The 13447-nt window shown below is 62.5% G+C and carries 13 protein-coding genes and 1 pseudogene; 8 read left to right on the forward strand and 6 right to left on the reverse strand.

Translation table 11 applies throughout. The annotated features are described in order from the left end of the window. The first annotated feature begins 99 nt into the window (after window positions 1-99). Window positions 100-855: a spermidine synthase gene (locus tag ACMGG8_RS13375; protein WP_414159697.1), complete on the forward strand. Its 756-nt coding sequence runs from the start codon at window positions 100-102 to the stop codon at window positions 853-855. 52 nt (window positions 856-907) lie between these two features. Here ACMGG8_RS13375 and ACMGG8_RS13380 read toward each other — a convergent pair whose 3' ends face one another. Both ACMGG8_RS13380 and ACMGG8_RS13385 read right to left on the reverse strand, forming a co-directional pair. Further along, the gene (locus tag ACMGG8_RS13380) at window positions 908-1699 is read right to left on the reverse strand and encodes a crotonase/enoyl-CoA hydratase family protein (RefSeq protein ID WP_016968523.1); all 792 of its coding nucleotides are present in this window, start codon (window positions 1697-1699) and stop codon (window positions 908-910) included. Between the two features lie 19 nt (window positions 1700-1718). Continuing rightward, window positions 1719-2009: a hypothetical protein gene (locus ACMGG8_RS13385; RefSeq protein WP_164990744.1), complete on the reverse strand. Its 291-nt coding sequence runs from the start codon at window positions 2007-2009 to the stop codon at window positions 1719-1721. A 76-nt stretch (window positions 2010-2085) separates the two neighbouring features. On the opposite strand from ACMGG8_RS13385, the pseudogene ACMGG8_RS13390 reads away from it, so the two are divergent. Continuing rightward, window positions 2086-3793 (forward strand): annotated as a pseudogene (locus tag ACMGG8_RS13390) (DEAD/DEAH box helicase). Window positions 3794-3931: 138 nt separating this feature from the next. Here ACMGG8_RS13390 and ACMGG8_RS13395 read toward each other — a convergent pair. Further along, entirely contained in the window at window positions 3932-4699 is a 768-nt protein-coding gene (locus ACMGG8_RS13395; protein WP_414159698.1) for a DODA-type extradiol aromatic ring-opening family dioxygenase, read from the reverse strand. Between the two features lie 102 nt (window positions 4700-4801). On the opposite strand from ACMGG8_RS13395, the gene ACMGG8_RS13400 reads away from it, so the two are divergent. Then, window positions 4802-5470, forward strand: a complete 669-nt coding sequence (locus ACMGG8_RS13400) for a thiopurine S-methyltransferase (RefSeq protein ID WP_414159699.1) — start codon at window positions 4802-4804, stop codon at window positions 5468-5470. A 65-nt stretch (window positions 5471-5535) separates the two neighbouring features. On the opposite strand, the gene htpX is transcribed toward ACMGG8_RS13400, so the two are convergent. Next, window positions 5536-6423, reverse strand: a complete 888-nt coding sequence (gene htpX, locus ACMGG8_RS13405) for a protease HtpX (protein WP_016965069.1) — start codon at window positions 6421-6423, stop codon at window positions 5536-5538. Window positions 6424-6727: 304 nt separating this feature from the next. Beyond that, window positions 6728-7939 (reverse strand): pyridoxal phosphate-dependent aminotransferase, encoded by a 1212-nt coding sequence (locus tag ACMGG8_RS13410; protein WP_414159700.1) that lies wholly within the window; start codon window positions 7937-7939, stop codon window positions 6728-6730. Between the two features lie 224 nt (window positions 7940-8163). On the opposite strand from ACMGG8_RS13410, the gene msrB reads away from it, so the two are divergent. The 3 genes from msrB (at window position 8164) to ACMGG8_RS13425 (ending at window position 9604) form a co-directional block, all read left to right on the forward strand. Continuing rightward, window positions 8164-8556: a peptide-methionine (R)-S-oxide reductase MsrB gene (gene msrB / locus ACMGG8_RS13415; RefSeq protein ID WP_060840408.1), complete on the forward strand. Its 393-nt coding sequence runs from the start codon at window positions 8164-8166 to the stop codon at window positions 8554-8556. A gap of 101 nt (window positions 8557-8657) precedes the next feature. Next, window positions 8658-9143 (forward strand): glutathione peroxidase, encoded by a 486-nt coding sequence (locus ACMGG8_RS13420; RefSeq protein WP_060840407.1) that lies wholly within the window; start codon window positions 8658-8660, stop codon window positions 9141-9143. Further along, entirely contained in the window at window positions 9140-9604 is a 465-nt protein-coding gene (locus tag ACMGG8_RS13425; RefSeq protein WP_060840406.1) for a MarR family winged helix-turn-helix transcriptional regulator, read from the forward strand. Before ACMGG8_RS13420 ends, ACMGG8_RS13425 begins: the two co-directional genes overlap by 4 nt. On the opposite strand, the gene ACMGG8_RS13430 is transcribed toward ACMGG8_RS13425, so the two are convergent. Next, window positions 9588-11909, reverse strand: coding sequence for a response regulator (locus ACMGG8_RS13430; protein WP_060840405.1), 2322 nt, complete (start codon window positions 11907-11909; stop codon window positions 9588-9590). The genes ACMGG8_RS13425 and ACMGG8_RS13430 overlap by 17 nt on opposite strands. A gap of 164 nt (window positions 11910-12073) precedes the next feature. Here ACMGG8_RS13430 and ACMGG8_RS13435 point away from each other — a divergent pair, with 164 nt between their 5' ends. Beyond that, a complete protein-coding gene (locus ACMGG8_RS13435; RefSeq protein ID WP_060840404.1) occupies window positions 12074-12964 on the forward strand; it encodes an ATP-binding protein in 891 nt (296 codons plus the stop codon). After that, window positions 12961-13443, forward strand: a complete 483-nt coding sequence (locus ACMGG8_RS13440; RefSeq protein ID WP_414159701.1) for a GAF domain-containing protein — start codon at window positions 12961-12963, stop codon at window positions 13441-13443. The genes ACMGG8_RS13435 and ACMGG8_RS13440 overlap by 4 nt, the downstream gene beginning before the upstream one ends. Window positions 13444-13447: the final 4 nt, after the last annotated feature.

The raw sequence follows: 13447 nt of genomic DNA on the forward strand, positions 1-13447 counted from the left end.
CTCCTCTCGCTTGGCCGACAATCGCGCCTTTCCCGCTCGCTGCCGAGCGGTTGGTTTCTCGCGCCGGCCCGATTGCGGGCCCCGCGACTAGGAGATGAAATGACTGAGGAGCGCGTCGAGCGTGTGCTCGCCGAGGTTCATGACGAGTTCGGCATGATTCGGGTATTGGAAGTGGCGGACTACCGCTTCCTCGAATTTGGCGACGCCATCGAGCAAAGCTGCGTGTTCACCGCCGACCCCAGTTGGCTGGAGTACGACTACACCCGGGCCATGCTGATCGGCGCCCTGTGTCATGCCGCCCCCGAGAGCGCGCTGTTTCTCGGCCTGGGCGCCGGGACCCTGACCCAGGCCTGCCTGAAGTTCTTGCCCCTGGAAGACGTCGAGGCCATCGAACTGCGTCCGGATGTGCCGCGCCTGGCCATCGAGTACCTGGGGCTGGACGACGATCCGCGTCTATATATAAGAATCGGCGATGCCCTGGAGCTGCTGGACAGCGCCGAATCCGCCGACCTGATCTTCGTCGACCTGTACACCGATGTCGGCCCCGGCGTTGGCCATCTGGCCTGGGGGTTTCTGGAAAACTGCCAGAAGCGCCTCAATCCCGGGGGCTGGCTGGTGATCAACCAATGGGCCACCGATGATGGCAAGCCCTTGGGCGCCGCGCTGTTGCGCGGGCTCTATCACCGGCATTACTGGGAGCTGCCGGTGAAGGAAGGCAACGTGATTTTGATCGTGCCCTCCGATCTTGATCAGACGCTCGATCTGCCAGTTCTGAATGCCCGCGCCGAAGCCCTGGCCCCGCGCCTGGGTTACTCCCTGCAGCCGCTGATCAAGGCCATTCGCCCCGCCACTTAAACCCCTGCCAGGCCACGGCTGGCCGGCGAAGACGATCCGCCGGCCAGCCTATTCAACAGCCCTTGAACACCCCGGGGCGTTTCTCGATCATCGCTCGCACACCTTCCTTGGCGTCCTCGCTGTTCATCAGCTTGTGCACCAGCGGCGGCAGGCCCTGAGCGGCCAGTGTTTCGCCCTCAAGCCGGGCCTGACGCGCCGACATCAGCGTCGCCTGCACGCCCAGCGGTGCTTGCCGGGCGATGCGTTCGGCCAGTTCCACGGCCCGGGGCAGCAGGTCTTCGCTGGCCATCACCTCCTGCACCAGTCCCAGGCGCAGCGCTTCATGGGCGTCGAACTCATCGCCGGTGAGCAACCAGCGCATGGCATTGCCCCAGCCGGCCAGTTGGTGCAGGCGCAGGGTCGCGCCGCCGAAGGGAAATATTCCGCGTTGCACCTCCATCTGGGCAAAGCGCGTATTGCTGGCACACAGATTGATGTCCGCCGCCAGCATCAGCTCGATACCGATGGTCAGGCAGTAGCCCTGCACGGCGACGATCACCGGCTTGCTCACCCGCGGTCCGGCGAACACGCCCCAAGGGTCGCAGCCGCCGGGTGGTGCCTGCCAGCCCTGGGCCAGGGCGGCACCGACATTGGCCAGGTCCAATCCCGCGGTGAAGTGCTCGCCGTGGCCGAACACCACGGCGATCCGCGCCTGGCTGCTGGCTTCGAACTCGCCGTAGGCCAGGCTCAGCTGGTTGAGCAGCTCCAGGTCGAAGGCATTGCGCTTGGCGACCCGGTCCAGGCCGATCAGGAATAGGTGACCGCGCAGTTCGCGGCTGACACGGCTGGCACTGGGCTGATTCATGGACGCGATCCTCAAGGGGTTAGAGGGAATGGGCGAGACGGCTTTCAAGCACCAGGGTGAATCGTTTTAGCGGTGACGACCAACAGCGGCGGGCCCAAGCAAAATAGCGCGCCCTTCGAGTCTGCGCAAAGCCCGTGACCATCGGGCGTTGAGCGGATTTTTCCGATAAAAAAAACTCCCTTTTTTGAGTAATTCCGGTATAGTGCGCGCCGGCCTTTAGCCGGGCCACGTTTAGGTAATGCAATTCCCCGAAGTCAGCTTCGGCTGCTTGTCCGCTGCGCGGACTATCCTTGACGATCCATTCATCCAATCGTTTTCGCAAATCCCCGCCGACAAAGCTGCCAGGGTGACTCTTGAGTCTTACACGGCATGCGCAGCTTTGGAGCATGGGTCTTTGCGGATGCACTTAGAGGCAGACCCATGACCCAGGAAATCGGCGGCTTCGCCGCTCTTGAACTTCATCCCAATATTGTTGCTGCAGTAGTCGCTACCGGCTATGAAGAGCCTTCGGCTATTCAGCAGCAGTCGATCCCGATCATCCTTGCCGGGCACGATATGATTGGCCAGGCGCAAACCGGTACCGGTAAAACCGCTGCCTTTGCCCTGCCTATCCTGCACCGCATTGATCCGTCCAAGCGCGAGCCGCAAGCTCTGATCCTGGCCCCAACCCGTGAGTTGGCGCTGCAAGTTGCAACCGCTTTCGAAACCTACGCCAAGCAGATGCCGGGCGTGACTGTTGTGGCCGTCTACGGCGGTGCGCCGATGGGCCCACAATTGAAAGCAATCCGGAATGGCGCACAGATCGTTGTCGCCACACCGGGCCGTCTGTGCGACCACCTGCGTCGCGACGAAAAAGTGTTGGCCACCGTGAACCACCTGGTTCTCGACGAAGCCGACGAAATGCTCAAGCTGGGCTTCATGGATGACCTGGAAGTCATCTTCAAGGCCATGCCTGAGTCCCGCCAGACCGTACTGTTTTCGGCCACCCTGCCGCAGTCGATCCGGGCCATTGCCGAGCGTCACCTGAAAGACCCGAAACACGTCAAGATCCAGAGCAAGACCCAGACCGTCACCGCGATCGAGCAGGCTCACCTGCTGGTTCACGCTGACCAGAAGACCTCTGCCGTTCTGAGCCTGCTGGAAGTTGAAGATTTCGACGCCCTGATCATGTTCGTGCGCACCAAGCAAGCGACCCTGGACCTGGCCAGTGCCCTGGAAGCCAAAGGCTACAAGGCCGCTGCGTTGAACGGTGACATTGCCCAGAACCAGCGTGAGCGCGTGATCGACTCCCTCAAGGATGGTCGTCTGGACATCGTTGTGGCCACCGACGTCGCCGCTCGTGGTCTGGACGTACCGCGCATCACCCACGTATTCAACGTGGACATGCCGTACGACCCGGAATCCTACGTGCACCGTATCGGCCGTACCGGCCGTGCCGGTCGCGAAGGTCGTGCGCTGCTGCTGGTGACTCCGCGTGAGCGCCGCATGCTGCAAGTGATCGAGCGTGTGACCGGTCAGAAGGTTGCCGAAGTTCGCCTGCCGGACGCCCAGGCCGTTCTTGATGCCCGCATCAAGAAACTGACCAACAGCCTGTCGCCGCTGGTAGCTGATGCCGAAGCGACCCACGGTGAGCTGCTGGATCGCCTGACTGCCGACATCGGTTGCAGCCCGCGCGCCCTGGCCGCGGCCCTGCTGCGCAAGGCCACCAACGGTCAAGCGCTGAACCTGGCAGCCATCGAGAAAGAGCGTCCACTGGTGCCCAACAGCGCGCCACGTGGTGATCGTCCTGAGCGTTCCGGCGATCGTCCTGATCGTGGTGATCGTGAGCGTCGCGCGCCAATGCCTCTGGGCGAAGGCCGTGCTCGCTGCCGTACCGCGCTGGGTGCCCGTGACGGTATCGCTGCCAAGAACCTCTTGGGCGCGATCCTCAACGAAGGCGGCCTGGCCCGTGAAGCCATCGGTCGCATCCAGGTGCGTGACAGCTTCAGTCTGGTCGAGCTGCCGGAAGACGGTCTTGACCGTCTGCTGACCAAGCTCAAGGACACTCGCGTGGCTGGCAAGCAGCTGAAGCTGCGTCGCTACCGCGAAGATTGATCCGCCCTCGGGCTGATTGATCAGGCATAAAAAATCCCCGACTGGTTCGGGGATTTTTTTTGCCTGGAGTTCGGGCCGGGACTGTTCGCCGGCAAGCCGGCTGCTGCGCGGCGGTGTAGCAGCCTTGGCGCTGAGGCTTCAGCCAAAGCGGTAGATGTCCATGCCCAGCGCGCCCAGGGTGAAGCCCTGGTGGGCCACGCTGAATTCGCCACCGGCACCTCGGGCGAAGTACAGCGGCAGCAGGTGTTCATCGCTGGGATGGCTGCGCACGGCATGCGGTGCCTGCTGCCGGTAATCATGCAGGGCCGCTTCATCATTGGCCGCCAGTTTTTCGATCATCCAGTCACGAAAGGCCTTGGCCCAGGGCTCCACGCTTTCCGGGCCGGCGTGCCAGTCCAGTTCCCGCAGGTTGTGGGTGATGCTGCCGGAGCCGATCAGCAACACGCCCTGTTGCCGCAGGCCTGCCAGGGCGTGGCCGATGCGGGTCTGCAGTGCCGGGCCCAGACGAGTGGGCAGCGATAGCTGGATCACCGGGATGTCCGCTTGCGGGTACATCAGCGACAGCGGCACCCAGGCGCCGTGGTCGAAGGGGCGCTGGTTGTCCAGCTGCGCCGGCAGGCCGTCGGCCTTGAGCAGCTCCACCACTTGTGCCGCCAGTTCAGGATCGCCGGGAGCCGGGTATTGCACGGCAAACAAGGCGGCTGGGAAGCCGCCGAAGTCATGCCAGGTTTCCGGATGAGGCTGGGCGCTGACCCGCAGATCCTGGCTTTCCCAATGGGCTGAAACCACCAGGATCGCCTTGGGGCGTGGCAGCTGTGCCGCCAGGTTGGCCAGGGCGGGACCACTGGCACCGGGTTCCAGGGCCAGCATGGGAGAACCATGGGAGATAAACAGGCTGGGGAGCATGAGGAAGGTCCTGAAGGTTAAGATGCGCCATCTTCAATCAGATCATTGATCTAAATCTAATATAAGTTTTAGCGCTTTTTGATCGAATTTTAAGGACTTCTCATGCAAGCGGACTTTTGGCACAAGCGTTGGGAGCGGGATCAGATCGGCTTTCACCTGGCAGAGGTCAACCCCTACCTGCAGCAGTACTGGCCGGCTCTGGGGCTGGCAGCACAAACCCGTGTGCTGGTGCCGTTGTGCGGCAAGAGCCTGGACCTGATCTGGCTCGCCGACCAGGGCTTCGAGGTGCTGGGCATCGAGCTGGCGGAAAAGGCGGTGGAGGATTTCTTCCGTGAGCATCAGTTGCAGCCTCAGATCAGTCAGCACGGAGAGTTCAAGGTTTATGCCCAGGGTCCGATCCAGCTCTGGTGCGGCGATTTCTTTGCCCTGACTGCCGAGGACACGGCTGGTTGCACAGCCCTGTACGACCGTGCGGCCATGATTGCCTTACCCCCGCCGATGCGGCAGCGCTACACCGCCCACCTCAATGGCCTGCTGCCGGAGGGCAGCCAGGGGCTGCTGATAACCATGGACTACGCCCAGGAGCAACTGGACGGGCCGCCATTCGCGGTGCTCGACGATGAAGTTCACCAGCGCCTGGGTGATGTCTGGCAGCTGCAGATCGAAACGGAGCGCGACATTTTGGGAGAGAGCTGGAAGTTTCTCCAGGGTGGCGTGACCCGGCTGGTGGAGCGGGTCTATCGCCTGAACAAGCAAGGTGTCCGTGAATAGGCTTTATTGGCGGCCATGCAAAAGGGCGACTCGCGTCGCCCTTTTGGGTATGGCCTTGCAGCGGATCAGCCGCGACGACGCAGGGCGTCGATACGCTCTTCCAGCGGCGGGTGGCTCATGAACATGCGAGCCAGGCCCTGTTTGATGCCGCCATTGATGCCGAAGGCGTTCAGGGTGTCGGGCATATGCACCGGCAGGCCCTGTTCCGAACGCAGGCGCTGCAGGGCGCCGATCATGGCGTTGGTGCCGGCCAGGCGGGCACCGGCTTCGTCGGCACGGTATTCACGCTTGCGCGAGAACCACATGACGATGGCGCTGGCCAGGAAGCCCAGGACCAGCTCGGCGAAGATGGTCGCTACGTAGTAGGCAATGCCCTGGCCTTCTTCGTTCTTGAAGATCACCTTGTCGACGAAGTTGCCGATGATCCGCGCGAAGAACATCACGAAGGTGTTCACCACGCCCTGGATCAGCGCCAGGGTCACCATGTCGCCGTTGGCAACGTGACCGATCTCGTGGGCCAGCACGGCTTTCACTTCATCGGGCGAGAAACGCTCCAGCAGGCCCTGGCTGACCGCTACCAGGGCGTCGTTCTTGTTCCAGCCGGTAGCGAAGGCGTTGGCCTCGTAGGCCGGGAAAATACCCACTTCGGGCATCTTGATCCCGGCTTCGCGGGACAGTTGCTCAACGGTTTGCAACAACCATTGCTCATGGCGGGTGCGCGGTTGAGTGATGATCTGCGTGCTGGTGCTCATCTTCGCCATCCACTTGGAGATGAACAGCGAGAACAGCGAACCGGCAAAACCAAAGACGGCACAGAAAATCAGCAGCTGATTGAGGTTGAGATCAACCCCATTGGCCGCCATGAACCCGTTGAAGCCGAAAAGGCTCAGGGTGATGCTGGCAATCAGCACGACCGCAAGGTTAGTGGCCAAAAACAGCAGGATTCGCATCATGGTTGTAGAAATCTCCTCAAGCTAAAGATGTAGCGTACTGCGGGGTATATAAGGTGCGGCAACGGCCTATTCAATACGGCTTCTATTTCAAACTGTGTCGTCTAGCCCCAGTGTTAGGCGCTTGCATTGACGCGGCGCGAGCGATTGTCGGATGGGGCAATCAACCGGCTGCGGTGCAGGGTTTGTGACCATGGGCCGGGCGGAAAGTGCAAGCTTATAGAAGGGGCGTGGTGCAGGGCAGTGAAGATGTGTTGCTGAATTAATCGCAGTGCGACCGGGTAAGGATCGCACTGCGTGATTCGGATTACTGACGGTAGGACTTGAGGAAACTTCCGATCCGACCAATGGCCTGTTCCAAGTCATCCACCCGCGGCAGGGTGACCACGCGGAAGTGATCCGGCCAAGGCCAGTTGAAGGCGGTGCCTTGGACCACCAGGAGTTTTTCCGAAAGCAGCAGGTCGAGAACGAACTTCTCGTCGTTATGGATCGGGCAGACTTTCGGGTCGATCCGGGGGAAGGCATACAGCGCGCCCATGGGTTTCACGCAGCTGACCCCGGGAATGTCGTTGAGCAGCTCCCAGGTGCGGTTGCGCTGTTCCAGCAGGCGGCCCGGCGGCAGCACCAGGTCGTTGATGCTCTGGTAGCCGCCCAGGGCGGTCTGGATCGCGTGCTGGCTGGGCACGTTGGCGCACAGGCGCATGTTGGCCAGCATGTCGATGCCTTCGATATAGCTCAGGGCATGTTGCTTGGGACCGGAAATCGCCACCCAGCCGGAACGGAAACCGGCTACGCGGTAGGACTTGGACAGGCCGTTGAAGGTCAGGCACAGCAGGTCCGGTGCCAGGGAAGCGGTGCAGATGTGCAAGGCGTCGTCGTAGAGGATCTTGTCGTAGATCTCGTCCGAGAACACCACCAGGTTGTGCTGGCGGGCCAGTTCCAGCATGCCCAGCAGCACTTCCTTGGGGTACACGGCGCCGGTGGGGTTGTTCGGGTTGATGATCACCAGGGCCTTGGTATTCGGGGTGATCTTGGCCTTGATGTCGGCCAGGTCCGGCCACCAGTTGGCCTGCTCGTCGCACAGGTAGTGCACCGGGTTGCCGCCGGCGAGGCTCACCGCGGCGGTCCACAGCGGATAGTCCGGGGCCGGCACCAGCACTTCGTCGCCGTTGTTGAGCAGGGCCTGCATGGCCATCACGATCAGCTCGGAAACACCGTTGCCCAGGTAGATGTCTTCAATGCCGATGCCTTCCACCTGCTTTTGCTGGTAGTACTGCATCACCGCCTTGCGCGCACTGAACAGGCCCTTAGAATCGCTGTAGCCCTGGGCGGTGGGCAGGTTGCGGATCACGTCCTGGAGAATCTCGTCCGGCGCTTCGAAACCAAAGGGCGCCGGGTTGCCGATGTTCAGCTTGAGGATGCGATGGCCTTCCTCTTCCAGACGCTTGGCGTGCTTGAGCACTGGGCCGCGAATGTCATAACAGACGTTGGCGAGCTTGTTCGATTTGCTGACCTGCATGGCGATGTGTTCCCGAAAATGAACGATCCAGGCGGAGGATGAACTACCGTACTGGGAATCCTGCCGTGTCACACCGGCCTGTAGCCCGCACCGGCTGCGGCAAAATCCGTTTGAATGGGTGTAACGCGGCTGCCAGACTGGCGTCTGACGAGGCGCAATCATACGTGCCGCCCGATCCGTGGAAAAGACACAGATCGGGCTTTTTCCGTTGCAGAGGAAGGACCATGGAAAAGCTGGAAAAAACCCTGGAAGAGTGGCGGGCGATGCTCGATCCGGAGCAGTACAACGTCTGCCGGCTCAAAGGCACCGAACGCCCGTTCTCGGGCAAGTACAACGCCACCAAGACCGATGGCGTCTATCACTGCATCTGCTGCAACGAGCCGCTGTTCGACTCCCGGGCCAAATTCGACTCCGGTTGCGGCTGGCCCAGTTTCTACGAGCCGATCGCCGACAGCGCCATGGTCGAGATCCGGGACATGAGCCACGGCATGATCCGCACCGAAGTGGTCTGTGCCAAGTGCGATGCCCACCTGGGCCACGTCTTTCCGGACGGTCCGCCACCCACCGGCCTGCGTTACTGCATCAACTCGGTGTGCCTGGATCTCTCGCCGCGCTAGGGCACAAGGCGACTCTTGGGTCGCCTTTTTATCAATTAAATTGCACACAATTTAATTGGGCGCTATTTTTACCGACTCTTATCCTGAGTGGAATTGCTGCCATGACCGACTCGCTGCTGACTATTCCCTGCACCACCATCAAGGGCGAACACAAGACCCTGGCGGACTTCGCCGGCAAGGCCGTGCTGGTGGTCAACACCGCCAGCAAATGTGGCTTCACCCCTCAGTACAAGGGGCTTGAGCAGTTGTGGCAGACCTACAAGGACCAGGGCCTGGTGGTGCTGGGTTTTCCCTGCAACCAGTTCGGTAAGCAGGAGCCGGGTGACGAAGGGGCGATTTCCGAGTTCTGCGAGCTGAACTATGGCGTCAGCTTCCCGCTGTTCAAGAAGATCGACGTCAATGGCGCCGCGGCCCACCCGCTGTTCGTCCAGTTGAAGAAGCGCGCGCCCGGTGTCCTCGGTTCCCAGGGCATCAAGTGGAACTTCACCAAGTTCCTGATCGGTCGGGACGGCAAGCTGGTCAAGCGCTTCGCTCCGGCGACCAAGCCCCAGGACCTGACCCGCGAGATCGAAGCCCTGCTCAAATGAACGACCTGCCCGTGGATGCCTCCCTCCAGCTCGACCGCCAGCTGTGCTTCAAGCTGTACGCCGCCTCGCGGGCGGTGGTGCGTGGTTACAAGCCGATGCTCGACCGCCTCGGCCTGACCTACCCGCAGTATCTGGTAATGCTGGTGCTGTGGGAGTGGCAGGCGACGCCTGTGCCGCAGCCGACCGTCAAAGCCCTGGGGGAGCGTCTGTTGCTCGACTCCGGAACCCTGACCCCGCTGCTCAAGCGTTTGCAGCAACTGCAGTTGGTGCAGCGCCAACGTTCCGGGCGCGATGAACGGGAAGTGCACCTGAGCCTGAGCGAAGCCGGACTGGCTCTGCGGGATCAGGTGCCGCCGCTCAAGGCGGCGCTGTTGTGCGACAGCGGCGTCGATCTCGACAACCTTGATCCCTTGCGCGACGGCCTCGATCACCTGCTGCAGCAGATCAGAGCCTTGTCGTAGTCGGCACCCACTGGTCCAGCAGGGCGATCAGTTCCTCGCGGCGAAATGGCTTGGCCAGGTAGTCGCTCATGCCCGCGGCCCGACAGCGTTCACGTTCCTCGGGCATGGCGTTGGCGGTCAGGGCAATGATCGGCAGGTCCGGCCAGCGTCCGCTGCGACGGATCTGCCGGCTGGCCTCGTAACCGTCCATGACCGGCATGTTGCAATCCATCAGCACCAGATCGAAGCGGTTGTGCTCCAGTTGGTTGAGGGCTTCGGCACCGTGGGCGGCCACGGTCACCGCGCAGCCGAGTTTGCTCAGCATGCCCTTGGCCACCAGTTGGTTCACCGGGTTGTCTTCCACCAGCAAAATGTCGGCCCGACGCCGCTGCGTCGGCATGTTCAACTGGGCGTCGTTGAGGGTGATGGTTTCCGCCAGCAATGAACGGCGCAGGGTCTGATACAGGGCATTGCGCGCCAGGGGACGGGCCTGTTGCTGCAGTGGCGCCAGGGCGCTGGCCTCCTCGCTGGGCAGGAAGCTGCCATAGGCGGTCACCAGCAGGATCGGCGCGGTGATGGCCGGGCGCAGGCCAAACAGGCATTCCGGGCAATCGGTGATCAGCAGGTCGGGATTGATCCCGGCCAGCGAGGCCTCGATGTCGTAGCGCCGGTAGTCCAGGCCCCAGGTCGGCAGCAGGGAGTCGAGCAGTTCGGCCAGGCCGCTACCGGCATCGGTAATGCCCACGACCTTTCCGGACAAGGCCGGCGGCGGGGCCGAAGGCGTATGGCAAGGCAGCGGCAGATCGGCGCAGAACTGGCTGCCGAAACCGACTTCCGAACTGATGGTCAGGCGCCCGTGCATGGCTTCGCACAGGTTGTTGGTCAGCGCCAGCCCCAGGCCGGTGCCGCCGTACTGGCGGGTGATGCCGGCGCCTGCTTGGGTATAGGGCTGGAAAATCTTCACCTGGGCTTCCTGGGCGATGCCGATGCCGGTGTCGCAGATCTCGATGCGCACCCCGTCACCCTGCGTGCTCAGGCGCACATCGACCCGGCCGAAGCGAGTGAACTTGAGGGCATTGGACAGCAGGTTGCTGACGATCTGCCGCACCCGCATCGGATCCCCCAGCACCAGGGCCGGAAAGTCCGGAGCGATCAGGCAGGCCAGTTCCACGCTGGCCGCGGCGTTCTGCGACAACAGGTTGGCGGTGTCCTCCACCAGCACCCCGAGATCGAAGGGAATGCGCTCCAGTTCCAGCTGCCCGGCGTCGAACTTGGACATGTCGAGAATATCGTTGAGCAGCTCCACCAGCACCTTGCCGGAGTCGTGGGCGATGGACAGCTGCTGGCGCTGTTCGGGGTTCAGAGGGCTGTCCAGGGCCAGGGCGATCATCCCCAGCAGGCCGTTGAGCGGGGTGCGGATCTCGTGGCTCATGTTGGCCAGGAAGGCGGCGCGGGCCTGGGCCATGTCCAGCGCGGTGCGTCGGGCAAGCTCCAGTTCTTCGTTGGACTGGCTGAGCCGGGCGTTGCTGGCCTTGAGCTCGGTGGTACGCGCCGAGACGATGTTTTCCAGTTGCCCGAGGTACTCGGTCAGGCGGTTCTCGGCAATGCGGCGCTGCTGGATTTCCGTGGCCATGATCTCGAACTGCTGGTTGGCGACCTTGACCAGCACCCCGACTTCATCGTTTTCATGGCCCGGGGGGAATTCCAGCGGAGTCTGTTGCGGGCTGCGCGGATCGCGGCTGCTGAGCTCGCGGATCACCCCCACCAGCGGCTTGGTCAGCATCACGTAGAACAAGGCCAGGAGAATCCCGGTGAGGATCAGGCTGCGGGCAAAACCGTTGATCAGGGTGACCTCGGCGCGGCGCAGGAAGCGACTGCCGAAGGCATAGGTGTCCACGTCCAGGTGCAGGGTGCCCAGGGATTCTTCCGGCAGGTGGCTCAGGTACAGGCGGTCCTCGAACTGGCGGTCGGCGCCGAACAGGAAGTCGCTCAGGGCCCGGTAACCGCTCTGTTGCGGCGGGCGCTCGACGTTGGCCAGCAGGGTATTGTTGTTGTCGATCAATTGCGCGCGAATGATCGCCGGGGAGCGCAACAGGCCCAGGGTCAGCTCCTGGGCCAGTTCGGCGTCGATGTTGTAGGCAATACGCGAGGCCGGGTTGTGGCTGATTTCCAGCAATGACTGGATTTCACGATTGATGGAGGCGTCTTCACTGGCATAATCGATGCCGATTTGCAGCAGACTGAGCGCGGTCCCCAGAATGAACCCCACCAGCACGGTGAGCCGGGCCTGTTTATAGGACAGGCGGTTGGTGAACTTGATATCCATGGGGGGGTGAACCACTTTCGTTTCCCTTCGCTGCGCAAGCATAGCTGATCATCTTTGGTTGCCGGTCGGGTCGGCAGCAGCTGACAAGGCGATAGACCCTTTGATCAGGACGGCGTTTGGTCTGTGTGCCGCATCATTACCTTGAACGTGCCTGAGGAAAAGCCGTGGATGCCCGATTGAATGCATTTCTTGAACGTGCCGACGCCGTGCTGGCCCGGATCGAACCGCTGTTGCCGACCCTGCGCCAGAACATCGACTGGAACCAGTGCCTGGCCGCGCGCTGGCAGCGCGAGGGCCGCAGCGGCTTCCTGCTGCCCCTGGAGGTCAGCCTGGACATGCGCCTGAGCGATCTGATCGGGGTCGACAAGCAGCGCGAGCAACTGGCGCGCAACACCCGGCAATTCCTCGATGGCCTGCCGGCCAACCATGCCCTGCTCTGGGGTTCGCGTGGCACGGGCAAATCCTCCCTGGTGCGCGCCTTGCTGGCCGAACATGCCAAGGGCGGCCTGCGGCTGATCGAGATCGAGCGTGATCACCTGGCGGACCTGCCGCGGGTGGTGGAGCAACTGGTCAAGCTGCCCCAGCGTTTCGTGCTGTTCTGCGATGATCTGTCGTTCGAGGCCGGCGAGGGCGATTACCGGGTGCTCAAGAGCGTGCTCGACGGCTCCCTGGAACAGGCCCCGGAAAACGTATTGCTGTACGCCACGTCGAACCGCCGGCACCTGGTGCCGGAAAAGGAAAGCGACAACGAGAACTGGAAGCGCGTCGACGGCGAGCTGCACCCCAGCGAAGCGGTGGAGGACAAGATCGCCCTGTCGGACCGCTTCGGCCTGTGGCTGTCGTTCTATCCCTTCACTCAGGAACACTTTCTCAATGTGGTGGAACACTGGATCGGCGAGCTGGCGCGCAAGGCCGGCTTGAGCTGGCAGCGCACGGAGGAGCTGGACATTCTGGCGGTACGCTGGGCCACGGGCCGGGGTAACCGCAACGGCCGGTGTGCCTATCAATTTGCCCGCTATTGGGTGGGCTTGCAGTTGTTGGAGCAAAAAGCATGATCGATTTGCAAAGTGCCGGCCAAGGTCTGGATGGCTACGGGCTGCTGTGTGCCCAGCTGGAGTCGCTGTTGGCCGATGAGCGTGACTTCATCGCCAATGCCGCGCAGTTCTCGGCGTTCCTGTTCAGCCAGCTCGACGACCTGAACTGGGCCGGCTTCTACCTCAACCGCAACCAGGAACTGGTGCTGGGTCCGTTCCAGGGCCAGATCGCCTGCGTGCGGATTCCCTTCGGCCGTGGCGTCTGCGGCACTGCCGCGGCCACCCTGCAGACTCAGCGGGTAGAGGATGTGCATGCCTTTGCCGGACACATCGCCTGTGACAGCGCGTCCAACAGCGAGCTGGTGGTGCCCCTGGTCAAGGACGGCCAGCTGATCGGCGTGCTCGACCTGGACAGCCCGAAGCTGGCCCGCTTCAGCCCGGCGGACCAGGCCGGGATCGAGCAACTGGCGGCGATCTTCCTGCGCCTGAGTGACTGCTGACCGC

Source organism: Pseudomonas sp. BNK-45 (genome assembly GCF_047456255.1).
GTDB lineage: Bacteria > Pseudomonadota > Gammaproteobacteria > Pseudomonadales > Pseudomonadaceae > Aquipseudomonas.

What these genes read in the sequence shown, in the direction of transcription:
- ACMGG8_RS13375 (WP_414159697.1), top strand. Translation starts at nt 100, where the DNA reads ATGACTGAGGAGCGCGTCGAGCGTGTGCTCGCCGAGGTTCATGACGAG.
- ACMGG8_RS13380 (WP_016968523.1), bottom strand. Translation starts at nt 1,699, where the DNA reads ATGAATCAGCCCAGTGCCAGCCGTGTCAGCCGCGAACTGCGCGGTCAC.
- ACMGG8_RS13395 (WP_414159698.1), bottom strand. Translation starts at nt 4,699, where the DNA reads ATGCTCCCCAGCCTGTTTATCTCCCATGGTTCTCCCATGCTGGCCCTG.
- ACMGG8_RS13400 (WP_414159699.1), top strand. Translation starts at nt 4,802, where the DNA reads ATGCAAGCGGACTTTTGGCACAAGCGTTGGGAGCGGGATCAGATCGGC.
- htpX (WP_016965069.1), bottom strand. Translation starts at nt 6,423, where the DNA reads ATGATGCGAATCCTGCTGTTTTTGGCCACTAACCTTGCGGTCGTGCTG.
- ACMGG8_RS13410 (WP_414159700.1), bottom strand. Translation starts at nt 7,939, where the DNA reads ATGCAGGTCAGCAAATCGAACAAGCTCGCCAACGTCTGTTATGACATT.
- msrB (WP_060840408.1), top strand. Translation starts at nt 8,164, where the DNA reads ATGGAAAAGCTGGAAAAAACCCTGGAAGAGTGGCGGGCGATGCTCGAT.
- ACMGG8_RS13420 (WP_060840407.1), top strand. Translation starts at nt 8,658, where the DNA reads ATGACCGACTCGCTGCTGACTATTCCCTGCACCACCATCAAGGGCGAA.
- ACMGG8_RS13425 (WP_060840406.1), top strand. Translation starts at nt 9,140, where the DNA reads ATGAACGACCTGCCCGTGGATGCCTCCCTCCAGCTCGACCGCCAGCTG.
- ACMGG8_RS13430 (WP_060840405.1), bottom strand. Translation starts at nt 11,909, where the DNA reads ATGGATATCAAGTTCACCAACCGCCTGTCCTATAAACAGGCCCGGCTC.
- ACMGG8_RS13440 (WP_414159701.1), top strand. Translation starts at nt 12,961, where the DNA reads ATGATCGATTTGCAAAGTGCCGGCCAAGGTCTGGATGGCTACGGGCTG.